Annotated in this window: 17 protein-coding genes and 1 pseudogene; 11 read left to right on the forward strand and 7 right to left on the reverse strand. The window is 64.7% G+C overall.

Annotated elements, in window-relative coordinates:
• Positions 1-16: 16 nt before the first annotated feature.
• Both CCUG20998_RS12685 and CCUG20998_RS12690 read left to right on the forward strand, forming a co-directional pair.
• A complete protein-coding gene (locus tag CCUG20998_RS12685) occupies positions 17-1,015 on the forward strand; it encodes a Gfo/Idh/MocA family protein (RefSeq protein WP_020728903.1) in 999 nt (332 codons plus the stop codon).
• 258 nt (positions 1,016-1,273) lie between these two features.
• A complete protein-coding gene (locus tag CCUG20998_RS12690; protein ID WP_020728904.1) occupies positions 1,274-1,519 on the forward strand; it encodes a hypothetical protein in 246 nt (81 codons plus the stop codon).
• Positions 1,520-1,629: 110 nt separating this feature from the next.
• On the opposite strand, the gene CCUG20998_RS12695 is transcribed toward CCUG20998_RS12690, so the two are convergent.
• The 4 genes and pseudogenes from CCUG20998_RS12695 to CCUG20998_RS12710 form a co-directional block, all read right to left on the reverse strand.
• Entirely contained in the window at positions 1,630-2,781 is a 1,152-nt protein-coding gene (locus CCUG20998_RS12695) for a glycosyltransferase (RefSeq protein WP_020728905.1), read from the reverse strand.
• Between the two features lie 102 nt (positions 2,782-2,883).
• Positions 2,884-3,515: pseudogene (locus tag CCUG20998_RS12700) on the reverse strand (DUF4344 domain-containing metallopeptidase).
• Positions 3,516-3,567: 52 nt separating this feature from the next.
• Entirely contained in the window at positions 3,568-4,740 is a 1,173-nt protein-coding gene (locus CCUG20998_RS12705) for a cytochrome P450 (RefSeq protein WP_020728908.1), read from the reverse strand.
• A 161-nt stretch (positions 4,741-4,901) separates the two neighbouring features.
• Positions 4,902-5,459: a hypothetical protein gene (locus CCUG20998_RS12710; RefSeq protein WP_099052714.1), complete on the reverse strand. Its 558-nt coding sequence runs from the start codon at positions 5,457-5,459 to the stop codon at positions 4,902-4,904.
• On the opposite strand from CCUG20998_RS12710, the gene CCUG20998_RS28425 reads away from it, so the two are divergent.
• The 5 genes from CCUG20998_RS28425 (at position 5,368) to CCUG20998_RS12735 (ending at position 9,679) form a co-directional block, all read left to right on the forward strand.
• A complete protein-coding gene (locus tag CCUG20998_RS28425) occupies positions 5,368-5,553 on the forward strand; it encodes a hypothetical protein (RefSeq protein ID WP_020728910.1) in 186 nt (61 codons plus the stop codon). The genes CCUG20998_RS12710 and CCUG20998_RS28425 overlap by 92 nt on opposite strands.
• Before the next feature lie 198 nt (positions 5,554-5,751).
• Positions 5,752-6,645 (forward strand): SDR family NAD(P)-dependent oxidoreductase, encoded by an 894-nt coding sequence (locus CCUG20998_RS12720; protein WP_020728911.1) that lies wholly within the window; start codon positions 5,752-5,754, stop codon positions 6,643-6,645.
• Positions 6,646-6,970: 325 nt separating this feature from the next.
• Positions 6,971-8,365, forward strand: coding sequence for a WS/DGAT/MGAT family O-acyltransferase (locus CCUG20998_RS12725; protein WP_020728912.1), 1,395 nt, complete (start codon positions 6,971-6,973; stop codon positions 8,363-8,365).
• Between the two features lie 145 nt (positions 8,366-8,510).
• Positions 8,511-9,296 carry a heavy metal-binding domain-containing protein gene (locus tag CCUG20998_RS12730; protein ID WP_012394357.1) on the forward strand — a complete coding sequence of 262 codons (786 nt, stop codon included), beginning with the start codon at positions 8,511-8,513 and terminating at the stop codon, positions 9,294-9,296.
• Positions 9,296-9,679, forward strand: a complete 384-nt coding sequence (locus CCUG20998_RS12735; protein ID WP_020728913.1) for a DUF5073 family protein — start codon at positions 9,296-9,298, stop codon at positions 9,677-9,679. The genes CCUG20998_RS12730 and CCUG20998_RS12735 overlap by 1 nt, the downstream gene beginning before the upstream one ends.
• A 39-nt stretch (positions 9,680-9,718) precedes the next feature.
• Here CCUG20998_RS12735 and CCUG20998_RS12740 read toward each other — a convergent pair whose 3' ends face one another.
• Positions 9,719-10,177: a hypothetical protein gene (locus CCUG20998_RS12740; RefSeq protein ID WP_020728914.1), complete on the reverse strand. Its 459-nt coding sequence runs from the start codon at positions 10,175-10,177 to the stop codon at positions 9,719-9,721.
• A 297-nt stretch (positions 10,178-10,474) separates the two neighbouring features.
• Here CCUG20998_RS12740 and CCUG20998_RS12745 point away from each other — a divergent pair, with 297 nt between their 5' ends.
• Positions 10,475-11,104 (forward strand): TetR/AcrR family transcriptional regulator, encoded by a 630-nt coding sequence (locus CCUG20998_RS12745; protein ID WP_099052637.1) that lies wholly within the window; start codon positions 10,475-10,477, stop codon positions 11,102-11,104.
• Between the two features lie 113 nt (positions 11,105-11,217).
• Here CCUG20998_RS12745 and CCUG20998_RS12750 read toward each other — a convergent pair whose 3' ends face one another.
• Positions 11,218-11,823 (reverse strand): TetR/AcrR family transcriptional regulator, encoded by a 606-nt coding sequence (locus tag CCUG20998_RS12750; RefSeq protein WP_020728916.1) that lies wholly within the window; start codon positions 11,821-11,823, stop codon positions 11,218-11,220.
• A 261-nt stretch (positions 11,824-12,084) separates the two neighbouring features.
• Here CCUG20998_RS12750 and CCUG20998_RS12755 point away from each other — a divergent pair, with 261 nt between their 5' ends.
• Positions 12,085-12,630, forward strand: a complete 546-nt coding sequence (locus tag CCUG20998_RS12755; RefSeq protein WP_020728917.1) for an SAM-dependent methyltransferase — start codon at positions 12,085-12,087, stop codon at positions 12,628-12,630.
• Between the two features lie 66 nt (positions 12,631-12,696).
• Here the strand turns inward: CCUG20998_RS12755 and CCUG20998_RS12760 are convergent, their stop codons facing one another.
• Positions 12,697-13,071, reverse strand: a complete 375-nt coding sequence (locus CCUG20998_RS12760; protein WP_020728918.1) for a thioredoxin family protein — start codon at positions 13,069-13,071, stop codon at positions 12,697-12,699.
• A gap of 135 nt (positions 13,072-13,206) precedes the next feature.
• Here CCUG20998_RS12760 and CCUG20998_RS12765 point away from each other — a divergent pair, with 135 nt between their 5' ends.
• Together CCUG20998_RS12765 and CCUG20998_RS12770 are read left to right on the forward strand one after the other, a co-directional pair.
• Positions 13,207-13,476 (forward strand): metal-sensitive transcriptional regulator, encoded by a 270-nt coding sequence (locus CCUG20998_RS12765; protein WP_011740966.1) that lies wholly within the window; start codon positions 13,207-13,209, stop codon positions 13,474-13,476.
• A 33-nt stretch (positions 13,477-13,509) separates the two neighbouring features.
• Positions 13,510-13,935: a DUF302 domain-containing protein gene (locus tag CCUG20998_RS12770; RefSeq protein WP_012394364.1), complete on the forward strand. Its 426-nt coding sequence runs from the start codon at positions 13,510-13,512 to the stop codon at positions 13,933-13,935.
• Positions 13,936-13,975: the final 40 nt, after the last annotated feature.

Raw genomic sequence — 13,975 nt, forward strand, 5'->3', positions numbered from 1 at the left:
GTGCTAGCGTCGGTCCGTGACCGGACACGGGAGCCCACTGCGGATCGGCATCCTGGGCGCGGCGCGGATAGCGCCGCAGGCGCTCGTCAAACCAGCTCAGGGCAACGTCGAAGCCGTGGTGGCCGCGGTCGCCGCACGTGATGGCCTACGCGCACAGGCCTTTGCCGCCAAACACGGCATCAGCCGGGTGCACAGCAGCTACGAGGCGCTCATCGCCGATCCAACCCTCGATGCCGTCTACATCCCCCTGCCCAACGGCCTGCATGGCAGGTGGACCCAAGCCGCGCTGACCGCCGGCAAGCATGTGCTGTGTGAGAAGCCGTTCACCGCCAATGCCGCCGAGGCCGGCGAGATCGCCCAGTTGGCCGCGACCACCGATCGCGTGGTGATGGAGGCTTTCCACTACCGCTACCATCCGCTGACTCTGCGGATCGAGCAGATCATCGCCTCCGGGGAGCTGGGCACGCTGCAGCGGGTGGAGACGTCGATGTGTTTTCCGCTGCCAAAGTTCTCCGACATCCGTTACAACTACGCCCTGGCCGGAGGCGCGACGATGGACGCCGGCTGCTACGCGGTGCACATGGCTCGTACCTTCGGCGGCGGCACTCCGGAAGTGGTTTCAGCGCAAGCAAAACGGCGCGACTCGGAAGTGGACCGTGCGATGACAGCCGAGTTGCGTTTTCCGGCAGGCCATTCCGGTCGAATCCAGTGCTCGATGTGGTCGTCGCACCTGTTGAACATGAGCGCGCGGGTGGTTGGCGACCGCGGCGAGCTCCGGGTGCTGAACCCCGTTGTGCCCCAGCTCTTCCATCGGCTCACCGTCCAGTCGGCCATTGGCAGGAGGGTGGAACGCTTTCCCCGCCGGGCCTCGTATGCGTATCAACTCGACGCCTTCACCGGGGCAATACTGCGCGGCGAAGCGGTCAAGACGACACCGCAGGACGCGGTGCAGAACATGACGGTCATCGATGCCATCTACCGCGCCGCAGGCCTTCCGCTGCGCAATCCGAGCTGAACCTGGGGCGCGGTCGCAGCACGGATCTTGCGCCCGGTCATGTGGTATCTGCGATTGCTGCGACTGCTGTGGTTTGTGACTGACCCCACAAACCCCGGTCCCGGTGAAACGGTGGGGTTGAGCCCCAAAACCGCGGGTATATTCATACTTGCGCAGGTTCTGAGGCCGGATCCAATAGACACGCAGCTGCTGGATACCAGACGCGTGAGTGGATCGATCGGATGATTCACGACATTCCGGCCGGAAGGAGGCTATGAAATGAACGTGAAGAAGTTTGCTGGAACAGTTGCGCTTGCGGGTGCGCTCGGCGCCACCACGCTCGGGTTGGGCGCGGGTATGGCATCGGCCAACCCGGGACCGCGGATACCCGGCCCGCCGGGACCGCACGTTGACGACTGGGCGAACTGGCACCAGGTACCGCCCGGCCAGATCAAGAAGGTGTGCCCGTGGCAGTCACCTCCTGGCCACTGGGTTGGGGGACCGCACGGCATTCCCTGCACCTGATCAACCAACGCTTCAAATTTCGAAAATGGGCGCCTAGCAACGGGCTAGGCGCCCATTTGCTGTCCGCGATGTGCGTCTGTTTGATTTCGGCACAGCCACAGGCGGCGGCATCAGCAGGCGCGGCTGGCAGCGTCCCCGCCGCCACGGCACCCGGGTTCGTCGGCGTCCAGGGCGGTTAGCATCCCGGCGGCGGCCACCTGCCAAGTGAACATCTCGGCGCGGCGCCTGGCGGAGCTGCGGCGTTGCCGCTCAGGCCAACCGACGATGGTGCGAACCGCGGCCGCGATCGCCGCGGGGTCGTTGTCCGCCGATGCCCCGCTGTCGGTGGTGATGATCTCGCTGAGGGCCGAGGTGCGCGACACCACGGCCGGTGTGCCACAAGCCAAGGACTCGAGTGCGGCAAGCCCGAATGTTTCGTGCGGGCCGGGCGCCAACGCGATATCGGCGGAGGCCAGGAGCTGGGCGACGTTGTCGCGCTGGGTGACAAATCCGGTGAAGTCGACGGGCAGCCCTGCCGCCTGGCGCTGCAGCCTGGCCCGAAGCGGGCCCTCTCCAACGATGACCAACCGTGCATCGACGCCCGCATCACACAGCGCGGCCAGTGCCCCGATGCTGCGATCGACGTGCTTTTCCACTGACAACCGGCCGCAATGGATCAGCAGCAGCTGCCGGGGTGTGGCGAAACGCTGGCGCACCAGCGGGCAGCGCCGACGCGGGTGAAAGGTCTGCAGGTCCACGCCCAGGGGCACGGTGAGGGTGTTGGTCGCGCCGATGCGATCGAATTCTTCGCGGGCGAACGCCGTGGTGCACACCACGGTGTCGTAGTTGGCGGCGGTACGCCGGTTTGCGAAGTCGGCGAGCCGCTGCGCGGCGCGGTGCGGAAGCACCTGACCCACCAACCGATCTAGGCGCTCATGGGAAATCATGACCGTCGTGATCCCACACTCGCGACCCCAGCACCCCAGCGATCGCAGCGTGAGCCGGTCGGAGACCTCCACGGCGTCGGGATCAAGCGCGCCCAACAGTTCCCGCACCCGTCCCGGCATCACCGCGCGGTAGCCTCCGGTGAGCGGAATCAGCCTGGCGGGCAAGCTGATTCGTACGACACCGGTGTCCAAGCGACGTCGCCCGGCGTGCGCCCCCGGCACGATTAGAAACACCTCGTGCCCGCTGGCGCAGTATTCGGCGCCCAGCCGATCGACCGCCGTTCGCAGGCCACCCGAACGTGGTCCGTAGAAGTTGGCGACCTGAACCACACGCATACCCGTGAGAAAAACCGGCCCTTGTGTGCGATCAACGATGCGGAGCCGACGGCCATCTGAATTGTCCGTGAAATCTACTCGGGTCGTGCCGGGGACGACGGATCAGCTGGGCTTCTTCAGGTGCGGGCCCAGCATCTGATGCCACGCTTTCGACATGTTCTGGAACTCGTCCTCGCAATTGCCGGCGCGGTCTTCCGGCAAATCGCCGGAAGTAACGATGCCGGCATTGGCTGTCGTATCCGAGCCGTAGATCCAGCACTCCCAGTTGTACATCCGCGTGATGTCCATCGAATGCCCGTCCCAGAACGGGAGATCGTTGGCATCGCCGTCCTCTTTTGCGCTCAGCCTCCAGTCCTGCGCCGTGTTGGCCGCGATGCGGACGCCATTGGGATAGGGCGTTCCGTCTGCCCCGGGGGCCAGCAACATGAAAGCCGAGAGCTGGTCGGCGACATCCTCCTCACGACCGTGTCGTTGACCTGTGCCGCCACCGCTTCCAAGAGCTCTGCGTCCATCATGAGCCCTCGACCTTGCTCCGCATCCGGTGTCTGGGCGTCGTCGTAGCGGGTATTCACCTTGCCCGCTGCGGCGGCTTCGGTGGAACTGGCCGGCGTCGCAGCCTGGCTCTCGGACCCGGTCGAGGATGCATCGTCAGCCGATGGTGAGTTGGATCCGCCGCAGCCGGCCGACAGGAGCAGGGCGGCGATCGCAGCCATGGCAGTGAGCAGCCTACTCATCGATGCTCTCCTTCTTCGACACCACCCGCTGGGTCGTCATCGGCGGATTCAGCTATGAGGTGAACTGCAGCGGCAGCGTCGACAGGCCGAGAGTTGCCGATGGCCAATCGATCTCGGGCGTGTACCCGCACGCCAATTCAAACTGGGGTATCCGGCGCAGCCATTCACTTATCACCAGGCTCAGCTCCATCCGCGCCAGGTGTGAGCCCAGACAGCGGTGGGTGCCGCCACCGAAGCCCCAGTGCTTGTGCACCTTGCCGTCCATGACGACATCATTGACCGAGGTGGCGTCGCTGCCATCGCGATTGATCGCACCCAGGCACAACCACACCCTCGAACCCGCCGGAATCTTCGCGCCGGCGATGTTGACTTCTTGGGTCGTGACGCGCGGAACAACCGGCGCGGGAGGTTCGAGTCGGACGATTTCATCAACGAAAACTGCTATTTGGCTGGGGTTTTCGCGAAGTAGCCGGCGCAATTGCGGGCGCCGAGCCAGCTCGAGCAGCGCTGCCCCGATCGCGGAGGTCACGGTGTCCAGGCCGGCAAGGACGAAGACGTAACTGAGCCCGAGTGCCTCGCTGTCATCGAGTGGGGCATCGCCGAGGAGCACCTGAGACAGAATGTCGGTACCCGGATGCCGGCGGTGGGCGGCAATGGCGTCGACAAGGTAGCTCGTGAGCTCGAGTGCGGGAGTCAGGTCAGCGTCGTCCAGGCTGGCGAGCAGGCCCAGGGCGATGATGGCGTCTTTCCAGCGGATCAAGCGGTCCCGATCTGCCAGCGAAAGGCCGAACAGCGTCAGGAACACCTGTGATGGATACGGGATCGCCAGCTCCGCGATCACCTCGCACTGGCTTCCGGCGGCGATCGCGTCGATGATCTCGATCGCCTGGGCTTGCAGTGACGGCAGCATGGTGGCCAGCGCATGTGGACTGAAGAACGGTTGCAGGACTTTCCGGAATCGAGTGTGCTCGGGTGGATCGAACGCAAGTGGTACCAGCGGCAATGGACTGCCCAATATGTCGAAGGCACGCTTGGACGAGAAGACCTCGGGATGGCGCAGCGCATCGAGCACATCGGCGCGTCTGGTCAGGTAATAGAAGCCATCGCCGATCACCACCGGGCCTGCGTCGCGCAAGGCCGCCCATCCGCGCCCCCGGTCGGTAGCCATCGGCAGCTCCGCGTAGACAAAGTGCGGGATGTCCCGTTCGTCGCGCGGTGCGCTCATAGGGATATCTTCACCCCGGGATGGCCGCCTTGATAGTGCAATTCACGATTTTCGGGCCGACGCCGAAAGCGCGCCATCGGGAGCGGGGGAGCACGGCGGCGGTGTTGGTGGGCGCGCCCGGTGGTCCGTGTCCACCCCGCGCTGAGCGGTATCGGGACCGCTCAGCCGGTGAGGCCCTTCTTGATCGCCGCATCTTGCTTGCGGCCCACGTCGGTGACGAACTCGGGTGGCGCCGGGATTTCGGCCGGCCCATCGAATTCCAGCTCGGCCAACGCCCGACCTTGGGTGAACAGCAGCACCGTCACCCCCTTTGTCCCGTCCGGTGAGAGCCCGGTGATTGCGATCCCGCCAACACCGACGTCGAACGGATCGGGGGTTCCTGTGACGATGCCGTCCAGGGCGTTCTTGCGCTGATCGAGCGCACTGGTCGCGGCGGCGGGATCCGGCAGGATCCAGATGGTGTCATTGATGACGTGGCTACGGTCGTCGTTGCTGAAGCTCGTGGAAACGCCGGGGCGCCCATCCGGGTTCCGCACGGGCGGGCTAGCGGTGAATGCCTCGGGCGCGTCGATCTCTGAAGCCTGGATCAGCAGCCGGGCATAATCGGCCGGATCCGTCGGCGCGGCGGTGGCCGCCGAACTTGCGCTGCTCGCATTCGAGGGGCTCGACTGGCTCGACGATGACGGCGATGACCCCGTATTGCTGCTACAGCCGACCAGCGCGGTTGCGGCAAGCGTCACCGTCGCAGTCAAGGTGACGGCCAACGTGGAGGTGTTCTTCAAGGCAAGCTCCGTTCGCCAGGCTCAAGTGTGAGACGACGGCAGCGTGCCGCGCCTTGCCCAAGCTAGCCCGGGCGAGGCGCTTCCGTCGGGCTCTTAGTATTCCTGCTACGTGGCCAAGAACCGGCGTTGCCGGTTCAGCGCGAGTCACGACGCGAAGCAGGCGACTCCTCGAGTCGTCACCTCGAGGATGGACAGCCCGGCGCTGGACTGAGCGGATTGCGGGGAACCGATGAGCGACCGAGACCTCCTGGCCGGACGGGGCGTTGTCGTGGTCGGCGGCAGCCGCGGCATCGGACGCGCCGTCGCCGAACTGCTGGCCCGACGCGGTGCCGGCGTGGTGATCAGCGGACGCGAGCCGGACGCGGTACATGACGCAACCGAGGCGGTTATCTCCGCGGGCGGTCGCGCCACCGGTATCGCCGGCGCGGCGGACCACGAAGACACGGCAAATGCACTGGTCGATCGGTGCATGACCAGCTTCGGACGACTAGACGCCTTGATCAACTGTGCGGGCATCGCCGAGCCGCCCGGCTCCTCGATCCTCAACATCAGTCCGGCTCAATTCGATGGTCTGCTTCGAGCCCATCTGGGCACCGTATTCCACACCTGCCGGGTCGCCGCGCCGGTGCTGGCCGCTCAGGGACACGGATCGATCATCAACACGGGTTCGGTTGCGTTCCTCGGCGACTACGGGGGCAGCGGATATCCCGCGGGCAAAGCGGCCGTCAACGGGCTGACCCTGGCAATATCGGCAGAACTGAAAGCGCGCGGTGTACGTGCCAACGTCATCTGTCCCGGGGCGCGCACGCGGCTGTCCAGCGGCCCGGACTACGAAGCGCATATCAACGAACTCCATCGCCGTGGACTGCTCGACGAGATGACTAGGCAGGCCTCCCTCGATGCGCCGCCGGCCGATTTCGTCGCGCCGCTGTATGCCTATTTGGCCAGCGATCTGGCCAGCGGGATCACGGGTCAGATCTTCGTTGCTTCAGGAGGATTCGTTGGCACCTTCGACCGGCCGACGCCACAGGTGCTGGGCTGGCGCGATCATCGGGCCGATCCGCAGTGGCCGGTCGAGGACCTGCACACCATGATCAACGCCCGGCCGCTCGACACGGACTAGCGGGCGTGGCCGCGCGGGAGCCGGCCATCGGCGAAGGTTGCACCCACCGAGCCACGCCGGTGGTTTCGGCCAAAGACCCAAGGCGATGTTTATTACGAGCTCGGTGTGGGAAAGACCAATCAGCGGGCATGAGCGGGATGGGTGGGCGCCACCGCAAGATCGTCATGTCGTGCTCACCAAACGGGGCGCGCAATGTGGCGCGCACCGATACGAAATCAACTCCAAATGTCTTGTACGGGAGCGTAGTTGCACGCTTCCCAGCGTCTGCGCGTACAAGCATATCCGGGGCGGAAGATGTGAATCACTCTAGTCGGGCGGGGCGGCCATGGAACGATTGAGCGGACTTGATGCGTTTTTCCTTTATCTGGAGACTCCAGCGCAACCAATGAACGTGTGTTGCGTGCTGGAGCTGGACACTTCGACCATGCCGGGCGGATACCGGTACAAGCGGTTTCATGCGGCCCTGGCCAGACACCTACAAGCGGTGCCGGAGTTTCGGATGAAGCTCGCCGATACCCAGCTCAACCTCGATCACCCGGTGTGGGTGGACGACGAAGGCTTTGAGCTGCGCCGCCATGTACACAGGGTCGGGCTGCCAGCGCCCGGAGGCCGTCGCGAACTAGCCGAGATGTGTGGCCATATCGCGGGACTTGCGCTGGACCGGGATCGTCCCCTGTGGGAGATGTGGGTGATCGAAGGCGGAGCCCGGAATGACTCGGTGACGGTGATGCTCAAGGTTCACCACGCGGTGGTCGATGGGGTTGGCGGAGCCAACCTGCTCGCCCACTTGTGCAGCTTTCAGGCCGATGGGCCGGTACCCCTGCCGGCCCGCGGTGCCGGCCCTGGGCATCCATTGCAGATCGCCACGAGCGGACTGATGGGGTTTGCGCTGCGGCCGCTACGGCTGGCCACGGTGGTGCCGGCAACGATCCGGACGCTGGCTCAGACGGTGCTACGCGCTCGCGAAGGCCGCACCATGGCCGCACCGTTCTCGGCCCCACCGACGCCGTTCAACGGCAACGTCACTCGGCATCGCAACGTCGCGTTCACTCAGCTCGACATGCGCGACGTGAAGCGGGTAAAGCAGCGTTTCGGCGTGACCGTCAACGACGTGGTGGTGGCGCTATGTGCGGGGGTCTTGCGCCGGTTCCTGCTGGAGCGCGGTGAACTGCCCGATACGCCACTGGTCGCGACCGTGCCGGTATCAGTGCACGAGAAGTCCGACCGGCCCGGACGTAACCAAACCACTTGGATGTTCTGCCGGGTGGCAAGTCAGATTGGCGATCCTGCGGAACGCATTCGTGCCATCGCCAAAGGGAATGCCGCCGCCAAAGATCACACCGCAGCGGTGGGCCCTACCCTCTTGCATGATTGGACTCAGTTCGGCGGCCCGACCATGTTCTCGATCCTGCCTCGCATTCCGATATCCCGCAGTCCCGCCTACAACTTGATCCTGTCGAATGTGCCAGGCCCGCAGACTCAGTTGTACTTCTTGGGTTGCAGGGTCGACGCGATGTGTCCGCTCGGCCCGATCCTGGGGGGTGCTGGACTCAACATCACCGTCATGTCGCTCAACGGTGAACTGGGAATTGGCCTCATCTCCTGCCCGGACCTGGTCCCTGACCTGTGGGGACTTGCCGACGGATTCCCGGATGCGTTGAAAGAACTGCTCGAATGTCGCGACGTCCGGTGCGCAGACAGCGACCTTGTCGACGTCTGATCGGTCGCCGATTCGATAACTGACCGGCCTGCATCCGGCCGGTGGCGGTAAGCACTCACCGACACCCTCGTCCAAGTCGCAGATAACGCGTCTGCGATGCGCCGCTGCGGCTACGCTGTCCGGGACCGCAGGAGGGTATTTGACGATGCAACCCAACCAGCTCGACCCAGTCGCCAAGGAGCGGCTGTCCCACGCTGCAAAGGTCTTCACCTCTGACTTGTCGATCAACGAGTTCGCCCTCCTGCACGGGGCGGGGTTTGAACCGATCGAACTCGTGATGGGCGTTTCGGTCTACCACGTTGGCTACCAGTTCACCGGCATCAGACAGCAATCGGAGCTGCCGGTGCTGACCGACGCGACCTATCGCGCCCGCTGGAACGCGATGTCGCGGATGCAGGCCGAAGCCGATGCGTTGGGCGCGGACGGAATTGTCGGGGTCCGACTGGACTGGCGCCATCAGGGTGAAGGACAACATCTCGAATTCATCGCCGTCGGCACCGCTGTCCGCTACACCGCCAAGCCCGGGGCCTTTCGGCGTCCCAACGGACAAGCGTTTACCAGCCATCTGTCCGGCCAGGACCTGACGACCCTGCTGCGTTCGGGATTCGCGCCCGTGGCATTCGTGATGGGCAATTGCGTGTTCCACATTGCGGTCCAAGGATTCTTGAAGACGCTGAGTCAGGTTGGGCGCAACGTCGAGATGCCGCAATGGACTCAGGGCAGCTACCAGGCCCGCGAACTTGCGATGTCTCGGATGCAGGCCGAGGCGGAACGGGACGGCGCCTCCGGAGTCGTGGGTGTGCACTTCGCCATCTCCAACTATGCGTGGGGACATCACACGGTGGAGTTCTATGTGGCCGGAACGGCAGTGCGTCGCAGCGGCGAACCGCAGAGCATCACGCCGTCATTCGTTCTGCCGATGAGTGGTTGATGACCGGGTACGACCAGCAACGGGTCAGCGATGCCGTGGGGGCAGCGTTGGCCGGCCCGGGGGGAGTCGGGATGGTGGTCAAGGTCTTTTGCGCAGTTCCGGGGGTCGTTCTCACCCCGGCCCGGCGCGGATTCTTTCGATCGGAACCGGAACGAATCTTGATCGGTGACTGGCGCTACGAGGTCACCTCGGATGGCCGGCTGAGCGCATCTCATCTGGTCAACGGCATCGTATTGGCCGAGCAGGTGCTGGCCGCGGGGGCGGTCGGTCCGCACATCGCCCGCGCGCTCGCACAACTGGTCAGCCACTACGGGCCGACGATCCAGCCCGGGATCGACGCGGCGCTCGAGATGCTGGAAACCTTTGGCAGCCGCGGGTACTGAAGGCACCATCGCGGTGACCGATGGCGATCCGCCCGCACGTCAGGTTTGGTCTTGCCCACGTGCCGTCAGCGAGGTTATGGCCCGAAACACACCGCGTCCCGCGTAGACCGCCGCTACACAAGAAAGCACGATCAGCGCGATGAATGTCGGTAGCCAATTGGCTCGACTATGACTAACGCCCCACCAGACGAAGGTGAAGAGCACCACACACAACAGGAGCACAACATCTCTCCAGTTGCCCTGGTAGGAAGCGGCCGCCTGGCGCAGCGCGCGGCTCCTATCGGTGGCGCTGACCAGGTCATCGATGCGTGAATCGATCGTGCGCTGCAGATCCGCGCGCCGCTCGGTGGCATCCGGTGGAAGCCGATCCAGCAGGTCCATGTCCTGCTTGATCGTCGCCCGATAGTCGGGTCGCTTGAATTGACCAGCCGAAACGGCAAGCAGTGCGCCACCGAATATGGGCGCCGTGTTCAGCGCAATCTCCGCCAGACCCACCATAGCGACTCCTCATCAGCGTGGTGCTCAACCTCAGCTCGTAGAGGATCTCCGAACTCGGCCGATCGATCAAACCGTTAGCGCAAATATGCCGGGTTCGTGCTGCTAGTGCCCGGATACGGCTAGGCACGGTTTGGTGGGGATTTCGTCGTAGTCATTGGCAAACCGGTGTTCGGCGAATTTCGGGTATCCGTGCGGATCCTGGCACACGGAGGCCGCTGAGCGAATCTGTTGGCTGGATTTCGTGGCTGCTGTGTGGTGCCCGCGTGGCGGCGGAATGCGAGCACTAGCATGCCGGGAATGACAGATCTGGGCGTGCAGGGGCGGCGTACGAACCGGCGCGGACATGCGACGCGCGAGAGCATGTTGGAGGCGGCGCTACGCTCGCTGGCCTCTGGTGACCCGGGCGCGGCTTCGGCGAATCGCATCGCCAAGGAATGCGGAGCCACGTGGGGCGCGGTGAAGTACCAGTTTGGCGACATCGACGGGTTCTGGGCAGCGGTGCTGCATCGCACGGCTGAGCGGCGTGGGGAGTTGCCGTCGAATGCCGTCTCCGGCGGCCCACTACCGGAGCGAGTTGCCGCCATCATCGACACCTTGTACGAGGGACTGACGTCCACTCACTCCCGGGCCATCGAGACATTGCGCAGGGCACTGCCCAACAATCGTGAGGAACTCGAACGAAACTATCCGCTTACGGCCGCCGAACTGTCGTCGTGGCAGCGCAGCTGGGCCTTGGCCTGCCAGAAGGCGTTCGCCGGCTTGGAGGTCGACCCCAATCGGGTACGAGAAGTGGCCGCGTTCATCCCGGGTGCGATGCGTGGGATCACCTCCGAGAAGCAACTGGGGACATACTCAGACCTCGATGAGGCGCGCCGCGGGCTGACCAACGCCATTGTCGCCTATCTGGAGAACTCCGGCGCCCGCTGAGGTTTTCATTCTTGCCCGCGGAGGCCGGGTTGCCAATGCCCGTCGACGGCACGATCCGCTGCCACATCTGTGATCGGAAGCCGCGATCGGATTGCGCTGCGCCCGATTAGTTTTCAGGCGACGGCCGCGCCGAGGATGAGGTTCACCGCCTCGTCAAGTTGTCCGGCTATCTCCTCGTAACTGAGGAATCTCGCGGTCATCAGGGCGCCGGAAAACGTCATCTGCAGTGTCGACTTGACCGAGCGTGGCCAACCCGGTCCCAGCGCGGCGCCGATCCGCCTCGCTACTTCCTCGCCGATCTGCGCGCGCAGCGGTTGCACTGCCGGATCGTCGGCCATCAACGCGGTGCCGCAGGCGGCGGTCAGTTCGGGTTCGTCGGCCACCACCATCGCCATATCCCGCATGGTCGCGCTCACCCGGGTCTTGGTGGTGTCGTTGACATCCGTATGCAGTGGCAGGTCGCGCAGCAGCCGGAGGTAGACCGCCGCGACCAGAGCGCTCTTCGAAGGAAAGTAGGTGTAGGCACTGGCCGGCGACACCCCGGCGCGAGCCGCAACCGCGCGCATAGTCAGGTTGGCGAATGATGTTGCGCGGAGTTCGTCCAATCCGGCTTCAAGCACCTTGCGGATGGTCTGCGCCGGCCGCCGATCCGATCGGCGCCCCGCCGCCACGGGTGCGCCGGTGTCGACATCGGGTGGATCGGCGTTATCGCTAGACACGAGTCCAGTGTAGGAATACCCGGGCTCGCCCGACAACGTCACCCCGAAACTCGAGCGGATCGGCTATTAAGGCTATTGCCAAGTGATTAATTGGACGTTCCGGTCCTGATCCGTGGCGACAGGGGCGCCAGCGCCCAGTCCATAAGTAGACATATGTCCAGAACTGTGGAGCGGGTGGACCGCCCGAGTATTCGTTACCCGGGGTGTTCGCCCACCGCTCAGGTTCGCCGGTGTTGTCGCGGTCGTCGTATGGTGGCGCGTGTGGCCGAGTCCGACCGCCGTCGCTGGGACCGGCGCTACGCGAGCCTAGGGCCCGCAGCGGTGAGCGCGGCGCGTCCGCCGGCCCTACTACAGGCTCACCTGAAGTTGGTTCCCACCGCGGGCAGGGCTCTCGATCTGGGGTGTGGACAAGGGCTCGGCGCGGTCTGGTTGGCCCGCCGGGGTCTGGATGTCTTGGGGCTCGACATTTCCCCTGTGGCAATCGCCCAGGCGCGAGATTTGGCTGAGCGCAGTGGGGTTAGCGCGCGCTGCCGCTTCGACGTTGTCGACCTCGACGACGGCCTGCCGGATGGACCGCCTGTCGACGTGATCGTGTGTCACAACTTTCGTGACCGCCGCCTCGACGCGGCCATTATCGAGCGGCTGGCGCCGGGCGGGCTGGTCGCCCTCGTCGCTTTGAGCGAGGTCGGCGCCGCTGCGGGAACGTACCGGGCCGCCGCCGGTGAGTTGTCCGCCGCGTTTGCCGAACTCGACCCGATCGCCGCGGGTGAAGGTGACGGGCGGGCTTGGCTGCTGGCGCGCGCGTAACGCGCGCCAACCGGCAAGCCCGCGACCGCCCCGGGCGTACATGGTCTATGGTCGCGGCAGAATCGGCTACCCCGCCGTGGCGGCTTTGCGGGCGGCGATCGTGGCGTGCACCTTGTCCATGTCCAGTGACTTCATCTGGCCGATCAGGTCTTCGAGGACGGCCGAGGGCATGGCACCGGGCTGGTTGTAGACCAGCACGCCGTCCCGAAACGCCATTACCGTCGGAATTGAGCGCACGCCCGCAGCGGCCGCCAGCTCTGGCTCCGCTTGTGTATCAACCTTGGCGTGCACGACGTCGGGGTGGGCCTGCGCCGATCGTTCATAGGTTGGCGCGAAAGTGTGGCAGGGGCGGCAGTAGGAAGCCCAAAAGTCAACCAGAACAAGAGAATTATCGGTGACGGTCGACTCGAAGGTGTCGTGGTTGAGGCTGACGGTAGGCATTGTGTGTCCTTTCTTTCGGGGATACCCACTCGGACAACTGATACCCATAGGGGTATATTCCCTGTATCGAGCCACTGGCCGTTTTATACCCCCCGGGGTACTATGGCGGTAACGCTCAACGAGAGAGGACTCATCGTGATTGGTGATCAGGACAGCATGGCTGCCGTGCTGAACAGGTTGCGCCGTGCCCAGGGGCAGCTTGCCGGAGTGATCTCAATGATCGAACAGGGCCGCGACTGCAAAGACGTGGTTACCCAGCTTGCCGCGGTATCACGCGCCCTGGACCGCGCCGGGTTCAAGATCGTCGCGACCGGGCTGCGGGAATGTGCGCTGGGCGCCACGGCCGACGGCGCACCGCCACTGACTGAAGCCGAATTGGAAAAGCTGTTTCTGGCGCTGGCCTGAACAGCGTTAACGAAGGATAGGGAGGCACTGGTAATGAATCTTGCGTTGTCGACCACGCTGCACACGAGCTTTGACGAGGCAGTCAAACTCACCCGCGGGGCGCTGGCCGGGCAAGGCTTCGGCGTTCTGACCGAGATCAATGTGAAGGAAACGCTGAAAGCCAAACTCGGCGAAGACATGGAGGACTACCTGATCCTCGGCGCCTGCAACCCACCCCTGGCCCACCGCGCTATCGGGGTCAATCGTCAGATCGGCACGCTGTTGCCGTGCAACGTCGTGGTGCGGGCGGACCCTGAGCGGGACGGGACCATCATCATCGAGGCGATGAATCCCCAGATGATGGCGGACGTGACCGGCGAACCGATGCTGGTGCCGATCGCCGAAGAGGTTTCGGGCAAGCTGAAGGCGGTCATCGGCGAATTGGAGAATTCCAGCGTCGCCAATCCGTCGCAAGTGTGACCGTCGATCCGAGTCCACCCATTCCGCCTAACACCCAAGG

This window comes from Mycobacterium marinum, from assembly GCF_003391395.1.
Lineage (GTDB): Bacteria > Actinomycetota > Actinomycetes > Mycobacteriales > Mycobacteriaceae > Mycobacterium > Mycobacterium marinum.

Bases quoted from the DNA above. Each gene is read 5' to 3' on its own strand.
- CCUG20998_RS12690 (WP_020728904.1), top strand. From the start codon at position 1,274: ATGAACGTGAAGAAGTTTGCTGGAACAGTTGCGCTTGCGGGTGCGCTC.
- CCUG20998_RS12695 (WP_020728905.1), bottom strand. From the start codon at position 2,781: ATGCGTGTGGTTCAGGTCGCCAACTTCTACGGACCACGTTCGGGTGGC.
- CCUG20998_RS12705 (WP_020728908.1), bottom strand. From the start codon at position 4,740: ATGAGCGCACCGCGCGACGAACGGGACATCCCGCACTTTGTCTACGCG.
- CCUG20998_RS12720 (WP_020728911.1), top strand. From the start codon at position 5,752: ATGAGCGACCGAGACCTCCTGGCCGGACGGGGCGTTGTCGTGGTCGGC.
- CCUG20998_RS12725 (WP_020728912.1), top strand. From the start codon at position 6,971: ATGGAACGATTGAGCGGACTTGATGCGTTTTTCCTTTATCTGGAGACT.
- CCUG20998_RS12730 (WP_012394357.1), top strand. From the start codon at position 8,511: ATGCAACCCAACCAGCTCGACCCAGTCGCCAAGGAGCGGCTGTCCCAC.
- CCUG20998_RS12735 (WP_020728913.1), top strand. From the start codon at position 9,296: ATGACCGGGTACGACCAGCAACGGGTCAGCGATGCCGTGGGGGCAGCG.
- CCUG20998_RS12740 (WP_020728914.1), bottom strand. From the start codon at position 10,177: ATGGTGGGTCTGGCGGAGATTGCGCTGAACACGGCGCCCATATTCGGT.
- CCUG20998_RS12745 (WP_099052637.1), top strand. From the start codon at position 10,475: ATGACAGATCTGGGCGTGCAGGGGCGGCGTACGAACCGGCGCGGACAT.
- CCUG20998_RS12760 (WP_020728918.1), bottom strand. From the start codon at position 13,071: ATGCCTACCGTCAGCCTCAACCACGACACCTTCGAGTCGACCGTCACC.
- CCUG20998_RS12770 (WP_012394364.1), top strand. From the start codon at position 13,510: ATGAATCTTGCGTTGTCGACCACGCTGCACACGAGCTTTGACGAGGCA.